General features: G+C 59.7%; 17 protein-coding genes and 1 pseudogene. 10 read left to right on the forward strand and 8 right to left on the reverse strand.

Annotated elements, in window-relative coordinates; translation table 11 throughout:
• Window positions 1-15: 15 nt before the first annotated feature.
• Complete coding sequence (locus tag ACK28C_RS01255; protein ID WP_409152343.1) at window positions 16-1,581, reverse strand: hypothetical protein; 1,566 nt, start codon at window positions 1,579-1,581, stop codon at window positions 16-18.
• A 105-nt stretch (window positions 1,582-1,686) separates the two neighbouring features.
• On the opposite strand from ACK28C_RS01255, the gene ACK28C_RS01260 reads away from it, so the two are divergent.
• The 4 genes from ACK28C_RS01260 to ACK28C_RS01275 all read left to right on the forward strand — a co-directional run bounded on the left by ACK28C_RS01260 (window position 1,687) and on the right by ACK28C_RS01275 (window position 2,958).
• Entirely contained in the window at window positions 1,687-1,959 is a 273-nt protein-coding gene (locus ACK28C_RS01260) for a type II toxin-antitoxin system RelB/DinJ family antitoxin (protein ID WP_015555907.1), read from the forward strand.
• Complete coding sequence (locus ACK28C_RS01265; protein ID WP_243440544.1) at window positions 1,956-2,231, forward strand: type II toxin-antitoxin system YafQ family toxin; 276 nt, start codon at window positions 1,956-1,958, stop codon at window positions 2,229-2,231. The genes ACK28C_RS01260 and ACK28C_RS01265 overlap by 4 nt, the downstream gene beginning before the upstream one ends.
• Window positions 2,232-2,450: 219 nt before the next feature.
• Window positions 2,451-2,687 carry a hypothetical protein gene (locus tag ACK28C_RS01270; RefSeq protein ID WP_208872520.1) on the forward strand — a complete coding sequence of 79 codons (237 nt, stop codon included), beginning with the start codon at window positions 2,451-2,453 and terminating at the stop codon, window positions 2,685-2,687.
• Window positions 2,680-2,958 carry a type II toxin-antitoxin system YafQ family toxin gene (locus tag ACK28C_RS01275; protein ID WP_208872519.1) on the forward strand — a complete coding sequence of 93 codons (279 nt, stop codon included), beginning with the start codon at window positions 2,680-2,682 and terminating at the stop codon, window positions 2,956-2,958. The genes ACK28C_RS01270 and ACK28C_RS01275 overlap by 8 nt, the downstream gene beginning before the upstream one ends.
• 23 nt (window positions 2,959-2,981) lie before the next feature.
• On the opposite strand, the gene ACK28C_RS01280 is transcribed toward ACK28C_RS01275, so the two are convergent.
• Together ACK28C_RS01280 and ACK28C_RS01285 are read right to left on the reverse strand one after the other, a co-directional pair.
• The gene (locus ACK28C_RS01280; RefSeq protein WP_409152663.1) at window positions 2,982-3,167 is read right to left on the reverse strand and encodes a hypothetical protein; all 186 of its coding nucleotides are present in this window, start codon (window positions 3,165-3,167) and stop codon (window positions 2,982-2,984) included.
• Between the two features lie 78 nt (window positions 3,168-3,245).
• Window positions 3,246-3,467: pseudogene (locus ACK28C_RS01285) on the reverse strand (helix-turn-helix domain-containing protein); the annotation flags it as partial.
• 58 nt (window positions 3,468-3,525) lie between these two features.
• On the opposite strand from ACK28C_RS01285, the gene ACK28C_RS01290 reads away from it, so the two are divergent.
• From ACK28C_RS01290 to ACK28C_RS01315, 6 genes are all read left to right on the forward strand, one after another.
• Window positions 3,526-3,933 carry a helix-turn-helix domain-containing protein gene (locus tag ACK28C_RS01290; protein ID WP_409152344.1) on the forward strand — a complete coding sequence of 136 codons (408 nt, stop codon included), beginning with the start codon at window positions 3,526-3,528 and terminating at the stop codon, window positions 3,931-3,933.
• A gap of 17 nt (window positions 3,934-3,950) precedes the next feature.
• Window positions 3,951-4,373 carry a hypothetical protein gene (locus ACK28C_RS01295; RefSeq protein WP_208872516.1) on the forward strand — a complete coding sequence of 141 codons (423 nt, stop codon included), beginning with the start codon at window positions 3,951-3,953 and terminating at the stop codon, window positions 4,371-4,373.
• Entirely contained in the window at window positions 4,373-4,945 is a 573-nt protein-coding gene (locus ACK28C_RS01300; RefSeq protein WP_015555903.1) for a TIR domain-containing protein, read from the forward strand. Before ACK28C_RS01295 ends, ACK28C_RS01300 begins: the two co-directional genes overlap by 1 nt.
• 136 nt (window positions 4,946-5,081) lie before the next feature.
• A complete protein-coding gene (locus tag ACK28C_RS01305) occupies window positions 5,082-5,375 on the forward strand; it encodes a hypothetical protein (protein ID WP_208872515.1) in 294 nt (97 codons plus the stop codon).
• A 616-nt stretch (window positions 5,376-5,991) separates the two neighbouring features.
• Window positions 5,992-6,924 (forward strand): hypothetical protein, encoded by a 933-nt coding sequence (locus ACK28C_RS01310; RefSeq protein WP_409152345.1) that lies wholly within the window; start codon window positions 5,992-5,994, stop codon window positions 6,922-6,924.
• A 61-nt stretch (window positions 6,925-6,985) separates the two neighbouring features.
• Window positions 6,986-7,123 carry a hypothetical protein gene (locus tag ACK28C_RS01315; RefSeq protein ID WP_015555902.1) on the forward strand — a complete coding sequence of 46 codons (138 nt, stop codon included), beginning with the start codon at window positions 6,986-6,988 and terminating at the stop codon, window positions 7,121-7,123.
• A gap of 160 nt (window positions 7,124-7,283) precedes the next feature.
• On the opposite strand, the gene ACK28C_RS01320 is transcribed toward ACK28C_RS01315, so the two are convergent.
• The 5 genes from ACK28C_RS01320 to gcvPB all read right to left on the reverse strand — a co-directional run bounded on the left by ACK28C_RS01320 (window position 7,284) and on the right by gcvPB (window position 14,394).
• Window positions 7,284-8,795: an S-layer homology domain-containing protein gene (locus ACK28C_RS01320; protein WP_015555901.1), complete on the reverse strand. Its 1,512-nt coding sequence runs from the start codon at window positions 8,793-8,795 to the stop codon at window positions 7,284-7,286.
• Window positions 8,796-9,129: 334 nt separating this feature from the next.
• Window positions 9,130-10,605 (reverse strand): Na+/H+ antiporter NhaC family protein, encoded by a 1,476-nt coding sequence (locus ACK28C_RS01325; protein ID WP_015555900.1) that lies wholly within the window; start codon window positions 10,603-10,605, stop codon window positions 9,130-9,132.
• A 219-nt stretch (window positions 10,606-10,824) separates the two neighbouring features.
• Window positions 10,825-11,577 (reverse strand): SDR family NAD(P)-dependent oxidoreductase, encoded by a 753-nt coding sequence (locus ACK28C_RS01330; RefSeq protein WP_015555899.1) that lies wholly within the window; start codon window positions 11,575-11,577, stop codon window positions 10,825-10,827.
• A 117-nt stretch (window positions 11,578-11,694) separates the two neighbouring features.
• Window positions 11,695-12,807, reverse strand: coding sequence for an ATP-NAD kinase family protein (locus tag ACK28C_RS01335; protein ID WP_015555898.1), 1,113 nt, complete (start codon window positions 12,805-12,807; stop codon window positions 11,695-11,697).
• Window positions 12,808-14,394, reverse strand: a complete 1,587-nt coding sequence (gene gcvPB / locus ACK28C_RS01340) for an aminomethyl-transferring glycine dehydrogenase subunit GcvPB (protein ID WP_015555897.1) — start codon at window positions 14,392-14,394, stop codon at window positions 12,808-12,810.
• Between the last annotated feature and the right edge of the window lie 10 nt (window positions 14,395-14,404).

Consider the following 14,404-nt stretch of genomic DNA (forward strand, 5'->3'; position numbering starts at 1 on the left):
GCCGCACAGCAGGCTTCAGCTCCTCAAGCCTGGCCTGTTCCTCGTCCGTGAGATTCCCCTCAATATAGCGGTCGTTATCGCTTTGGAGAAGCTGTACCCCACGTAGTCGGCGCCCTTCTTCCCGGTCCCTGATGCCCTCTCCTTGTAGAACATCCTGACCAGGCTCTTCATGGTGCTGGACGAGAGCCGTCCACCCCAGCGGTAGATCAGCTCCTCGTCCGTCTTAATCTGCCCGTTCGTGACCTCCTTGAACGCCTGTGCCCAATCCCGGACGTCTTCCTTGAACTTCTCCGGGCGGTGTATCTGTGCGGCCCATCTCTCCATCTGCACGCGCTGTTTCCCGTCCGCCCCGCTGTCCTGGATGAGCTGCTGCGCCTCCTCCAGGCTCGAGCTGTCGGCGATCTTGTCCATCCAGCCGCTCATGTAGTCGCGGTCCCGCTGCGCCTCCCAGCGCTCCCGGTCGGAGAGGCGCGCCTTGTATTTACCCCAGATGCGCTCGCGCGTCTCGGGGTCCAGCGAGGGGTCGTTCTCCATCGCATTCCACGCGGCCCGCTCGTCCGTCCCAAACCGGTCCATGAGCGCATCCGTGGCGGCGTAGGCCGCCGCCTTCTCCGCCTCCGCCGCAGCCTGCCGCTCCAGGCGCTCCACCTCTCCGGAGAGCTTTTTCCTGAGCCCCGCCGCCGTGTCGGGGAGCAGGTACTCCGACCCTTCCGTCATCGCCAGGGCCGCGACGGGGTCCTCGGACACGACGACCGCGATGCGCGCTGCCTCGAGGTCGGAGTCCGCCTCCTCGACAGCGCGGGAAATCCCCTCGGGCGCCGCCCAGTCCTCACCGTTGTGCTTGCCGTTCCTGTACCCCCGCCAGTCGTCGAACTTTCCCGTCCGGCGCGCCTTCACGTCGGGGAGCATCCGGCCCCCCAGAGCCCGGCTGTCCCCTCCCTGCTCTCCCTGCAAGGAGGGGACAGCCGAAGCCCCACTCTTTTGCCCCCCCTGCAAGGGGGGGTGCCCCGAAGGGGCAGGGGGGTCATACGGTGTCCCGTCCGGTATCATCTTGGAGCGCTTCTGTCTGGGTGCGGCGGGGGCCTGCACCCCCTGCCCTCGCCGATCGGGGAGAGGCTGGAGCGGTTCCGGCTGTCCGGGGGGGTCTTCGCCCTCGTACTCGCTCGCCTGCTTCCAATACGGGAGCTTCGCGCGCTCGGCGATCCGCAGAAACGCGGCCTTCTGGTTCTCGTTCTCCAGGCCTCCGGCGATCTTTTCCGCCAGCTCGTCGGCATACTGGAAGGTCTCGTCGGTCAGTCCCCGCGCGGCCCCCAGCTTCAGGGTCTGGAGCTTCCCCGTCTCGGGGTCGTCCATCCACTCGGCCATCTGCCGTGCGTACTCGGTCTGAGCGTTCATGACCGTCGCGGCGTCCCACTCGTCCTGCTGGCGCTTGCGGACCTCCGCGAACCGGCGGAGCTCGTCGCCCGCTCCCGCGATGGCCCCGGCGACGTTCACGCCCGTCGCGGCGCCGTCGACGTAATTCCGCCCGAACGCCGCCGGTGTCGCCGCCTCGTTTATCTGATTCCGATACCGCTGCACCATCCCGCCTCCTTTCATGATGGGCAGTCTCGCTGTTGTACTGTATTGCCTTGTCGATATCCCCTGCCTGCGATAAAATGTAGCTACATTGTGCAAAGGAGGGGTATCATGAAGACAGATTCCGTCATCCGGGCCCGCATCGATTCGGACGTCAAGCACAAGGCGGATGCCGTATTCGCCCGTCGCGGTGTATCGGCCAGCACGGTCATCCGTGCGTTCTTCTCGACGGTTGCCGAGACCGGAGCACTCCCGATCGAGCTGAACGTCCCCAACGAGGAGACGGCCGCGGCGATTCGGGACGGCCGAGCCGGGCTTGGAGTCCGCCGTTTCGACAACGCGGCCTCGATGTTCGCCACGCTTGACGAGGAGGATGGGGAGTGACCCGATCCATCCTCACGACGAAGGCTTTCAGAAAGGACTACAAGCGTTCTTCCCGTTCCGGCTCCTGCGATATGGAGCTTCTTCAGTCCGTTATCGATCTTCTGTCCCAGGACGCCCCCCTGCCGGATTCTTATAGAGAGCACTCCCTGGTCGGGGAGTGGGTGGGCTGCCTGGAGTGTCATGTCGCTCCGGACTGGCTGCTTATCTATGAGCGGGACGAGGAGACCTTGACCCTCTATCGCCTCGGCAGTCACGCCGAGCTCTTCGGCTAGAACGCATACCCCCCGCGCCCCATCTGCTTGTTTCTGCGCCAGTCCTCATAGGGCCGGGACGCCAGGGTGATGCTCCCGCCCCGGACGCGTGTTCCGGTCGGCAGCCAAAAAACGCAGTTTGCGGTGCGTTCAAAGGGGAGTCTCGCCGTAAACTGCACTGTCTCTTTTCCCCTCACATTCCCCACGCCCCTTTTGTTATAATCTCTCCGAAAGGAGAGGATGATCATGACCGTTGCCCAAGTTGCTGAACGGAAAGCCCTGTACCGCCGTTTCCGCAATCTCTCGGACCAGGACGCCGCGCGGGTGCTCCAACTCATCGACGAACTGGAGGACCCTGAGCCTAACGAGGAAACCCTGGCCGCGCTTAAGGAATCAGAACGTATCGCTCATGACCCGTCGGTAAAAGGCTATTCAAGCGCTGCCGCGATGATGGCGGACATTCTCGCCGATGTATGAAATCAAGCCATCGTCCCGTTTCAGAAAAGACGTGAAGCTTCTTGCTAAAAGAGGCTTCGATATTTCTCTTCTGACTGAAACCATTGATCTGCTGGCTTCAGGCGAACCATTGCCCGCGCGCTGCTGCGATCATGCCTTGAGAGGGAAATGGCTGGGTCATCGAGAGTGCCACGTCACCCCAGATTGGCTTCTGATTTACAGAAAGTACGAAGATGTCCTCGTCCTCGCTCTTTCTTGTACCGGAACCCACGCCGATCTGTTCAAAAAATAGCCCCCCTCGTGGGGCTATTTCTCTTACGCCCTCGCCTCCTTCCACTTCTCCTGCTGCGCCCAGGCCTCGTCGAACCGCTCGGCCATTTCGTCCAGCATCAATTTTTTCGCCTCCTCGCGATTCAGGTTCGCGGTCTTGATGTTGACCATCGCGGCGATGCGCCGCGGCGAGACGGACATCACGCGCTGCTCCGGCGCGTTTGCTGCCATGTTCAGGACCTCCATTCTCAAATCCCCCTCTCTGTCGTAAATCAAGGTGAACTCTCGTGACTCCTCCGCCGGCCCGTTCAAAAGCTCTGATGTTTCGACACTCAAAATATTGGCGATACGCTCAGCAATACCTACTGATGGAGTAGATTTTTTATTTTCCCATCGCCATAAGGTATTCTCCTGAACTCCCACCTTGCCTACAAGGGCTCTTTGAGAATATCCTCGTTTTTCTCGAAAATATTTTAGCCATTTCACAAAGTTTCCCCTTAATAAAACAACTTTTATGTAGGTGAAAATCATCTGATATGGCAATAGACTTTCCGTCTACGAAATTGTAGAGTGTGTGCGGTGGTTGACAATGAATGTGGGAGAGAGGATTAAGCGGGCTCGCGAAGCCCTTAGATTGAGCCAAGCTGCTTTAGCGGAGGCTGTTGGTGTTCAAACTAACACGGTCTGGCGCTGGGAAAACCAACGTGCAACCCCTGATGTTGAAGTGATCTCCCAAATTGCTCAGACCCTGGGGGTTCCTGTCGCTTATTTTTTTTGTGAAACTGGTAAAACTGAGAAGTCTGAGGGGAAAAATGTTGTGCCACCTGTGGCTGGGAGTGACGCCCCTGTGGTGTTTCAGATAGGGGAGATGCGCTTGGAGCTTCCACCCACCCCTGAAACTTACGCATTTTTGGAGCGTCAGTTAAGGGGAATTCTGCCAACCGCTGAGAGGTTGCCTGCGCCGTCGCAAGAGGACGCTGGGGGACGGTCCGTATGATTAAGGGAGGGAGGAACATGCCTGAAGGTTACGACAGGGTGGCACACCTCGGTTTCATCCAGGGTGCAATCAATCGCATGGCGGGTAATTCATTCCTCTGTAAGGGCTGGGCGGTGACGCTTTTCTCCGCTCTTTCTGCGTTTGTTGTCTCGGCGGAGGGCTCTCATGTATTGTGCGTCCCCTGGCTTCTTGCTGCGGCGGTGCTTGTTTTTTGGTGGATGGATTCCTGGTATCTCCGTATGGAGCGTCTTTTTCGCCGCCTTTATGACCGAGTTCGTCTTGGGGATGAGGCAGGGAATCCCTACGACATGTCCTTCAAACCCTTCATGGGAGAAGAACAATGCGTCTTTCGTATCATGTTCTCCCGCAGCACGCTTCCCGTTTATTCTGTCATGCTGGTCGCTGCGCTGGTCTTGTTCTTCGTGAGGAGGGGTTGTTGATGACCAAGGTAAAAGAAAAGGTGTTCTACAGTTTTTATTACAAACAGGACGTCATGCGTGTGCAGAATATCCGACAGATGGGCGTTCTGGAGGGTAACGAGCCGGTTGAGCCCAACAAGTGGGAAGAGATCAAGAAAAAGGGTGACGATGCCGTCAGAAAGTGGATTGACGAGGAGATAGCGCGTTGTTCTTGCGTCATCGTCCTCATCGGCGCGGAGACGGCAAGTCGAAAATGGGTCAAGTACGAGATTAAAAGAGCCTGGAATGCCAACAGGGGGCTCATGGCCATTTATATTCACAATCTGTCCCCGGTCAATGACTCTTTGGCGAGCAAGGGACTGCAGGGGCAAAACCCCTTGTGCTCTTTTTGGCTGAGATCAGATGAGCAAGTCTTGGAGTTGTACACGGTTGCACCTGTTAAGAACCCGTCGGAATGGGACGCTTACGACGAAATACACGAGAATCTGAATTGCTGGGTTCAAGAGGCAATCGATGTGCGTAAAAAGTATGCCCGATACACATGCGTTCCCACCACGGTGAAAAGAATTTTCGGAAAAAGTTTGGAGCATTGACCACGATCTGATGGCATTGCCTGGCCTGCGTGATAGGGGGGAACGTAGATGAAAGGAGGAAAGCTTGGTATCAAACAGGATGGTCACATAATGAAGTTGAAGTGTTGCAGTAAGTATTGAATAGGAGGGTGTATCTATGACTACAGTGGGAACGAGAAAGGCCGCCATACATAACGTGGAAGGTTTTTTGATTGGAGTTTTTGATAAGGCAACATCGAAGGAGATAAGCGATACTGAAAATGGAAAAATGAAAGCATATCCACGTGAACGCGCGACAAAAGGTAATTCTACTGTTTCAGAATTTATCAAGAAATTTGAAAACTCTTACTCCGATTCTAATCTAACTTGTAAGGTTTATAAGGAAGACGGAACAGAAGCGACTGGGCAAACCAAGTTGTCTACTGTGAGAGAAAGCTACGAGGCTGATTAGCTCGGAGTGCTTTTAGCTGTGTGCTTAGGGAGAGAAGGGAGAAATAGCCTCTCTATTGTCTGACGAATCTAGGATCATGTTTCTTTCTCTGCGTTAGTGGATCTGTGCGCACGTATGGCTTGGACGCAGCTTTGCGACAGTATGCGGGCAAAGGATTCTTTCCTGGTCTTTGGCGCCTCCGAAATATTTGACCGCAATGCTCAGAACCTGCCCTCGGGTATCTTGGGGCGCTATCTCAGGAATAATGCAGAAGTCTTATCCTAATACCAATTCGCGTTTAATATGGATTGCCTCCCCTGAAAGGGGAGGTGGTTCGCGTCAGCGAACCGGAGGGGTTCAGCCAGACGACACGACTTACGGACGCCGACAGGCGGTCGGCGTCGTGTCGGTCGGCTGTGCCGAAGCAAGGCAATTGATTGCCTTGTGGAGGCGTTGACGGGGAATGTCAGACAGGCGCGTCTTATGAAAAACACCCCCCAGCCCCTTCGGGGCAGCCCCCCTTGCAGGGGGGCCTTTCTTGCCCTTTAGACGCAAATTGGTATAAGTAGGCAGCTCGCACCAGACTTTTATCGTCCGCCGCATGTCGAAAGTGATGGAGAAATGAATCAGGGGGTGTTTGGGTTTGTATTTGCCATGGAGTTTTTATTGCATAATCCCGTTTTTTTATTTTATATTAATGTTAAGTATTCACGTTTTATATGATGTTTTTCAATCATTTTTCTTGTTCTGTATCCCAGAAGACCTTACACTTTGGTTAAAACGTATTTTTCAAGCAACTTCTAGCCTCTTGTTCATTAGCAGTAGCACAATTCTTTTTTTTGAACGGAGCTTTTCACTTGATATTTTTCTGAGGTTGTTGTGGTTCATCTTTCTCTGCTTGGGATATTCTGTTTGCGTTTTAGTCGTTTTTGATCGTTTCTGTTGTTTTTTTTGTGTAAATCCTAATATTGTACATAGGTTAACATATCATTTTGGGATTGCCTTTAAACAGGGCAAAAAGGCTTGTGAAAATCGACTGTCTCAATGGTTTGAGTGTATTAAAAGAGGAAGAGAAGTATTCGGGGAAGTAGAAAAAAGTCCTTTAGAACATATACTTCAGCCTATTTCTGATTTTGGGGAGGATGCTGATCACCCCCAAAAATTTAAGACGATGACCTTGCGTTGGGAAAATCATTGTGTGTATGAAGGAACTCCTAAGAATTCGGTAAAACTTGCATCGGAGCATGGTTGCGCTCTCGTTTTCTCTTTAGATCCCACAGGGCGCGTTGTATGTATACTCTCCCCGTTTAGGTCTGATTGGCATTCATTCCCTGAATCATATCTTATAGCGAAAATCTATAAAACTCCTGCGCAACTTACAAAAAGAGAATTTTACAAGATGCTCCGTTATTTTTTTGCGTATTCCCTTTCTACTTCTCTTTGGGGAGCTCCTCGGATATCAGATCAAATTATCGTGCGATGGATAAAAATAATGAATTGTTTTCATTCCCGAAAGTGGCGCAAATATATCTTATCAGTTTTGACGGCCGTTGTAGAACACGCTTTCTAGTCTTCACTAAATAAACAAGGCTGTAGTTCATTGTGATTTTCTTCATAGGAGGATCTTTGCCATGCCTCGAGAAAAAATTCTCATCCTTGTCAAAGCCTGCCCAGAGCCAAGCAAGGGCTACATAGAGACCACCTGCGTCGCTGGAATAACGGAGGTGGGGGAGATGCGCAGGCTTCTCCCCGTTCCGTTTTCTCGATGAAGGGCAGCAATTCATACCAATTCGCGTTTAATATGGATTGCCTCCCCTTTCAGGGGAGGCGAAAAGAAGAGGCGTGTTTTTCGGGGGCAAAGACAAAGCGAGCGGGAGGCTTTTGCCTCCCGCTCGCTTTATAATTCAAGATCGTTCGTGATTTTCTTGACTAGAACACAACCTGCGTACGGAAACGAAGAACGTGGTCGTCATTCTTCTTATCGTCGTCCCAGTCAATCTTCACGTAGTTAAGACCGAACTTCACGCTGGGGTTGTAGGTGTACTGAACGCCAAGGCCCCACTCCGTCAGGTCAACATCCGTGTCGAAGTTGTAGCCGTTGTAGAACAGGTGGGTGGCCCACTTGTCGTTCCACTCCTGGCCCAGCGCCACGCGCCAGTACTTCAGGTCGTCGGGAAGCACGTAGCTAAACGCGTCGGTGGTGAACAGTGCTCCGTTCCCACCAAGCTCCGCCGGGACGATGAAGTTCTTGTCCATCTGGCCGTACTCCAGCCACAGGCTGGTGAACTTCAGAGCCTCCTGATTGACGTCCACGATCAGCTTCCAGTGGTTTGCGCTGTCGAGGTCCGCATCCTTCCAGACTCCACCTGCAGCGCCGGGCACCCAGACATCGCCGTTCAGCTGCTGGTGGTAGAAGATACCCTTCAGCGCGATGTCGTCGTTGAAGTTGAAGCGAAGGCCCGCGAAGATCGTCCACAGGTTGTCAAAGCTCCACCCGCTGCTGCTCGCCGTATCGATGTACTCCGCGTTGTCGCCCAGGAAGGCCTGCAGCCCCAGGTCGAAGCCGAAGCGCTCCGTGAACTGGAGCTTGCCCATCGCGAAGAGCTCCCACGCGCCCAGCGTCTTGGGAGCCTTCCCACCACGGTCGTAGTACTCGTTGCTGGGGTGAGCCACGTAGGCGATGAACTTGCCCATGCCCCACTGCTTCTCGAGGCCGAGAGCGTCCATCGTCCGGTCCGTCAGGATGCTGTCGTAGGCCGCGAAACTCCCCGTCTCCGGAAGGCTCGTCGCGCCACCCAGGTAGTACTCGTCCTCAAGGTCCCACACGAAACGGCCCGCGGTCAGCGTCGTCTCGAAGAAGAACGGGATCTCGGCGTAGAAACGGCTCCAGTTTTTGGTCCCCTCGTCCAGACGGATCACGGCGTGCATGGGGTTCTCCTCGTCGCCGAACCACCGCTCGATCCACAGGCGTCCCTGCTTCAGATAGACCTTGTTCTCCGACTCAGGAGCGTCCCTATCCTCGTAGTTTTCGATGTCGAGGCGCAAACGAGCGTGGATGTGCCATCCGCCCAGGCGCTCCTCAAGCAGGCTGACCCTCTCGTCCAGGTTCTCGACCTTGACGCCCAGAGCCTCCAGCTCGTCCTTGAACTCGACGACGAGCTTCTTCAGCATCTCCACGTCCTGTTTGCTGGCCTTCGTCATGTCGACGACCGCCAGCGCGCGGGCGAGGGCAGAGGCCATCTCGTAGCGCGTCGTGGGCTGCTTGCCCTTGTAGGTGCCGTCCGGATAGCCGGAGAGGATGCCGTGGGCGGCAAGCTGGCCGATGGCGTCATAGGCCCAGTGGTTCATCGGAACGTCCATGAACGGGTTGGTGGCCGCGAACACGGGCGCCGCGAAAGCAAAAAGCACCGCAACTGCAATTGCTGCTGCAAACTTCTTCATGATCTTGTGAAACCCCCTTATTTGGTTGTCAAAAATACCTTTTGACATACACCGTCCTCGTCCCTGGGGCACTACCCTGCGATTCGGGGGGTCCGGGAGAAGTTGCCTTGTTCCCTTTTCCCATTCCCCTGTCGAGAGAAACACCCTGCCGGACCAGCGCCCTGGCTTCCCGTCCCTTGTGGCATCCTGGGGGTTTTGCACCTCCTCCCCTGCCGTCAGAATCGAAAAACTCCGCCTTGGCCGACGATGCCCACCGTCCTCACGTGTCCCCACCTGAAGATCGGCTTGGCTATATCTTACAGGATAAGGTGTTTTTGCGCATGGGTCTTAAGGTTTATTTTTCCTTAGGCTCAGGGTCCGCCGCCCTGCGGAGGCGCACCTCCGGCTCCGTCGGAAGGGCGAAGAGGGGGACGAAGCGGTCCCACCCCGTCCACGTCAGGATCAGCATGGAGCCGACGGCGATCCACGCGAAGTAGTTGTGCAGGATGATGTCGCCCAGCGAGACGGTCCCCGCCGCCAGCGGGTACACAGCCCAGGCGATCCCCGCGAAGAAGGCCATGTAGGCGTGCCACGGGATGAGCTCCGCGCCCAGCACGGCCATCGCGTCCGCAAAGGTGGCGTTGCGCAGCGCCAGCCGGTACAGGGCCTTCGGGTCGCCCTCCACGTTCTGCTCCGTCAGGTTGCGGATGATGGGGCTGAGGGTGACGATCTGCGCCATCTCGTCCGCCAGGGCCGCGTTGCCCAGGAGGCACAGCGCCGCGTTGGCGAACATCAGCTGCCGCACCCTGGACACGCACTTCAACACGGCAGCCGCGATGGGGTCAAAGGCGTTCATCTTGCGCATGACGCCCCCAAAGGCCCCCACCCACAGCATCATGGCGATGGACCAGCCCCCCGCGTCGGAGAAGCCCGCGTAGACGCGCTCCCCGAAGGCGGCGAGGCTCGTCACCGTCCCCGCGGCGAAGCCGAAGACCAGGGAGCTCAGGATGCCCGCAGCCAGGCAGATCAGCGTGCTGGTGCCCCGCGCCGCCAGGATCAGTACCAGCACCAGCGGGATCACCATGTAGTACGGCACGCCGGCCTGCACCTGATGCAGCAGCGTGACGGCCGCCGGGCGCTTCTCCTCTAGGGCGGCCCACACCGTGTCCGGAATCTGACGGATGGCCTCCTCCGCGCTGCCCGCCACGTCCGAGAGGCCCATGCTGACCGAGGCGAAGTAGAACGCGGCCACCCCAAGCAGCAGGCACAGCCCGGACCAGACGCCCTGATGGCGCACGCGGTCGATGACGGAGACGTTCTGCATCCCGGAGCTGACCACCGTCGTGTCGGAGATCAGGCCGATGTTGTCCCCAAAGCAGCTGCCGCCCACCGCCGCCGCGATCACCAGCACCGTGCTGCCGCCCACGATGTGGTTCAGCCAGAGGAAGATCGGCGCGCAGGCGGCGAAGGTGCCCCAGGACGTGCCCGTCGCCACGGACAGGATCGCCGTCACGACCAGGCAGGCCGGCGCCACGAGCTTGGCCGTCATCCCCATGGAGAGCGCCATGTTGATGATGGCGGCCGCCACCCCGGTGGACATGAAGCACTCCGCCACGGCGTAGGCCGCCTGGAGGATCAGGAACACGATCAGGAAGTGCCGCAGGTTGTCCAGCGCGGCGTCCTGGAGCTCACCGAAGCTGTAGTGCTCCGTCGCCATGGCGACGAGCACGGCGCAGACGAAGGCGACGGGCGCGGAGAGCAGGATGTCGATGCCGCCGATCATCATCCCCGCCAGGACGGCGATAGGGCTCAGTTTCAACAGTGCGATCATTAAAAGCTCACTCCTTAACTTAGGGTAGCGCTGATTATACCAAATCGCGTTTTATAGGACTGCCTCCCCTGAAAGGGGAGGTGCCGAACGGAGTGAGGCGGAGGGGTTTGCTTTTAACCTGCTCAACACCCCCCAGCCCCTGCGGGGCAGCCCCCCTTGCAGGGGGGCCTTCTAAGAATTATCCCATCGGACCCGCCGTGGTTCAAGCGCGTCGCGGCGTCAGTACAGCCCCGCGGTCTCGCCGCCGTCGATGCGGACATCCGCACCCGTGATGTACCGGGCATCGTCGGACGCCAGGAAGGCGTAGAGCGAGGCGATCTCCTCCGGCTCCGCGTGGCGCTTCATGGGGATGCCCTCGTTGACCTTCGCCAGCATCTCGTCCGTGTACTCCGCGCGCTGCATGGGCGTCAGGACGTAGCCGGGGCAGACGCAGTTGACGCGCACGACGGGCGCCAGCTCAAGCGCCATCGTCTTGGTCAGGAGGATGACGCCGGCCTTCGAGGCGTTGTAGTCCGCGTACCAGCGGTGCCCCTCCGTGCCGTTGGTGGAAGCCGTCATCAGGATGACGCCGCCGCCCTGCTCCTTCATGCGACGCCCCGCCTCCCGAGCGCACAGGAACATGCCTCCCAGGTTGATGCCCATCGTGCGGTTCCACTGGCTGTAGGACACGTCCAGGACGCCGTTCCGCACGCTGATCCCGGCGTTGGAGATCAGGACGTCGATGCCGCCGAGCTCCCGGTCCATCTGCCGAAAGGCCGCGGCCACGTCCTCCTCCCTCGAAACGTCGGCGGGGGAGAAGCCGGCGAACTCCGGATGCGCTTTCCGCGTCTCCTCCAGGGCCTCCGCGTTGTAGTCCACGACGAAGACCCGCGCACCCTCCTCCGCAAACCGACAGGCCGTCGCCAGCCCGATGCCGCTGGCAGCGCCCGTCACCATCACGCGCCGCCCCTCGAGCTCCTCATAACGCGCCATATCCTAACACCTCCGTGCCGTTCTCAGTTCAAAATGCCCCCTCGTCCCCTGCTGAGGGCGCCGTCAACCTCCCGGCCGCGTTCACGGCTTCCCTGGGCCCACAAGGTGCGGCCCCGCTCACCGCGACAGCCGGCACATCTGCCGGCGGGCCCAGCCCGTGACCACCGGAACGTAGCCCGACAGCGCCCGGTCCAGGTCCGCGTCGCCCGTATCGACCAGGAGCGGGCGCGGAAACAGGGCGTTCAGCTTCGCCGGCGTGGCGGCGACGACGACGTTCTCGCGCCCCGCGGTGCGGATCACCTCCGGGCTGAGCTGCTGGTTCCCGCGGCCGAACACGTGCCCCTGACCGCCAATGACCGTCACGATGAGGGTCGTGTCCCCCGGCCTCGCCATCTCAAGGATCGCGCGCTCCGTCAGGTCGCGCCCCACCAGGCGCCGGTCCCTCACCGCGTCCACGCCCAGGAGCGTGTCCGGCAGGCCCAGGGCGTCCATCACGGCCTGGGTCGTCGTGCCGGACCCGACCAGGTACAGCCGCCCCGGCCGCATCTGGTCCGCCAGCCAGGCGCCGATGGCCGTGCGGTCGTACTCGTCCCGCGCCATGCCCCCCGACTTTCGGTCCTGAAGGCAGCTCCGGTCCAAAGGCACCGTCAGGCAGCCGTAGAACCGGGCGTTGACGTGCCCCTGACGAAAGGCCTCTTCGTCGATGTCCATCACGTCGGCGCGGGTGAAGTCCCGCACCTGGCCGTTCATGAACTTCGCCAAAAGCTGCCCCGATCGGACGGGCGTGACGCCGTAGACGGCGGAGTGGATCTTGACCCCCGCCGGAACGCCGATCACGGGGACGGCGCGGCCCTCGAGCGCCGCGCACAGGTCGCGGGCCGTGCCGTCTCCCCCGGCGAAGACGATGAGGTCCGCCCCGGCCTCCGCCATGGCGCGGGCCGCCCGCCGGGTGTCCTCGCCGCTCGTCCTCCCCTCCGGCGCGTAGACGACGCCGCAGGGGATGCCCAGGGACGCCAGGATCGCCTCCCCCATCTCCCCGCCGCAGGACAGGAAGCGGACCCCGTCGGGAACGGGAAGGGCCGCGGAGAGGGCCGCCCCCGCGCGAAGGTGGGCGCGGGGGACGGCGCCCAGCGCAAGCGCCCTGCGCAGCGTCTCCGCGCCGTCCGTCCCCTTCAGGGCCACGGCGCCCCCCATCCCGGCCACGGGGTTGACGAGGAAGGCGATTTTCATCTATTTCTTTCGAGGCTGAAAGTAGCCCGTGTACTTCTGCCTGTAGTTCCGCCACGACAGGGCCCAGCGCTCTGGGTCGTCGAAGTAATCGTGGCTCGTGTGGTGCACGGTGCTGTTCAGCGGGGCCGCGCGGATGACCTCCGGCTCCTCGTAGCACTCCCGCGCGATCTCCTTCAGAACGTCGCAGTAGGCGTCGAGGTCCTCCCTGGAGTAAGACTCGCTGGGCTCGATGGTGAACGGCTCCGGGACGACCCAGGGCTCGTGGCTGGACCAGTAGTGCGTCCCGAAGTCCGGGATGCGGCGTGAGACGTCCGCCGTGCCGAAGCCCGTGTCCTCCTTCAGCTTCTGCCAGCTGTAGCGCACCTGCTCCACGCGCGGCGCGTGGGCCGGGAAGCTGATGGAGGCCCCCTTGATGTCGAGGATTCGCTTCATGCAGTAGTTGTTGTTCAAGATAGCGACGCGGGACGCCTCCTTCAGGCCCTCCGCTCCCAGGCTCATGATCCAGGCATAGGCGCGCACCACCACCGGAGCCACGCCCCAGAAGGACTTGACCTTTCCACAGGTGTGGGGCAGGTCGAAGTCCAGGTAGTACCCCCGCTCCGGGCTGTGCTCCACCAGCGGGACGGGCATACAGTCGCGAAACTCCTTCCGGCAGGTGATCATGCCCACGGCGGGGCCGCCGCAGCCGTGGGGGGACGAGAAGGTCTTGTGCAGGTTGAAGAAGGACATGTCGAAGTCCGCCTCCACCGTGCGGGTGATCCCCAAAAGGCCGTTGGCGTTGGCCTGGTCGTAGCAGCAGAGGGCTCCAACCTCGTGGGCCAGCCGCGTGAACTCCCGAATCCGGCGGTTGAAGATGCCCGTGTCCTCCGGGTTCGTCATGAAGAGGGCGGCCGTGTGCTCGTCCAGGGCGGCCTTGAACGCCTCCAGGTCCGGCAGCCCCTCCTCGTCCGGAGGCAGCACGATGACCTTGTACCCCTTGACGATGGGGCAGGCGGCGTCGGAGGGATGGGAGAAGAACGTGGTGATGACGGTGTCCCGCCCTTCCTCTCCCCTCTTTTGCCAGTAGGCCCGGACGATGGAGGCCAGGGCCAGGACGCCGTGGGTGCCGCCGCCCGGCTGGACGCTGAAGCACTCCAGCCCCGAAATCTCGCCGAAGAGACGCCCCAGCCGCCAGACGATCTCCAGGATGCCCTGGGCCGTTCCATCGGGCTGCAGCGGGTGCATGTCCGCCACCTTGGGGCCGGAGGCCAGCCGGTCGTTGACCTTGGGGCTGTACTTCATCGTGCAGGTGCCCTGGCCGATATCGATGTTGCTGTCCACCCCCAGGTTCTCCTGGGACAGGTGGTTGTAGTGCCGCGCCAGCTGAGGCTGGCCGATCTCCGGCAGGTCCGGCGGCGTCTCGCGCCTCATGCAGGCCGGAAGGCTCGACACGCCGTCCCCAACCTCCAGAGCCACCTTCTCCGACACCTGCGGGACCAGCACGCCGCGCTGCCCCTTCACGCTCAGCTCGTAGATGATGGGCTCGTTCCAACTGGCCTGGTGAAACTTCGTCAGGCTCGTATCCCTCTTGTCCGCGATCTTGTCCATGAAAAACGCC

Origin of the sequence: Fretibacterium fastidiosum, assembly GCF_964642095.1 — a bacterium.
In the GTDB taxonomy this organism is placed as follows: Bacteria; Synergistota; Synergistia; order Synergistales; family Aminobacteriaceae; genus Fretibacterium; species Fretibacterium fastidiosum.

Coding starts and splice junctions, on each gene's coding strand:
- ACK28C_RS01255 (WP_409152343.1), bottom strand. CDS start 1,581: ATGGTGCAGCGGTATCGGAATCAGATAAACGAGGCGGCGACACCGGCG.
- ACK28C_RS01260 (WP_015555907.1), top strand. CDS start 1,687: ATGAAGACAGATTCCGTCATCCGGGCCCGCATCGATTCGGACGTCAAG.
- ACK28C_RS01270 (WP_208872520.1), top strand. CDS start 2,451: ATGATCATGACCGTTGCCCAAGTTGCTGAACGGAAAGCCCTGTACCGC.
- ACK28C_RS01275 (WP_208872519.1), top strand. CDS start 2,680: ATGTATGAAATCAAGCCATCGTCCCGTTTCAGAAAAGACGTGAAGCTT.
- ACK28C_RS01280 (WP_409152663.1), bottom strand. CDS start 3,167: ATGGCAGCAAACGCGCCGGAGCAGCGCGTGATGTCCGTCTCGCCGCGG.
- ACK28C_RS01290 (WP_409152344.1), top strand. CDS start 3,526: ATGAATGTGGGAGAGAGGATTAAGCGGGCTCGCGAAGCCCTTAGATTG.
- ACK28C_RS01295 (WP_208872516.1), top strand. CDS start 3,951: ATGCCTGAAGGTTACGACAGGGTGGCACACCTCGGTTTCATCCAGGGT.
- ACK28C_RS01300 (WP_015555903.1), top strand. CDS start 4,373: ATGACCAAGGTAAAAGAAAAGGTGTTCTACAGTTTTTATTACAAACAG.
- ACK28C_RS01305 (WP_208872515.1), top strand. CDS start 5,082: ATGACTACAGTGGGAACGAGAAAGGCCGCCATACATAACGTGGAAGGT.
- ACK28C_RS01315 (WP_015555902.1), top strand. CDS start 6,986: ATGCCTCGAGAAAAAATTCTCATCCTTGTCAAAGCCTGCCCAGAGCCA.
- ACK28C_RS01320 (WP_015555901.1), bottom strand. CDS start 8,795: ATGAAGAAGTTTGCAGCAGCAATTGCAGTTGCGGTGCTTTTTGCTTTC.
- ACK28C_RS01325 (WP_015555900.1), bottom strand. CDS start 10,605: ATGATCGCACTGTTGAAACTGAGCCCTATCGCCGTCCTGGCGGGGATG.
- ACK28C_RS01330 (WP_015555899.1), bottom strand. CDS start 11,577: ATGGCGCGTTATGAGGAGCTCGAGGGGCGGCGCGTGATGGTGACGGGC.
- ACK28C_RS01335 (WP_015555898.1), bottom strand. CDS start 12,807: ATGAAAATCGCCTTCCTCGTCAACCCCGTGGCCGGGATGGGGGGCGCC.
- gcvPB (WP_015555897.1), bottom strand. CDS start 14,394: ATGGACAAGATCGCGGACAAGAGGGATACGAGCCTGACGAAGTTTCAC.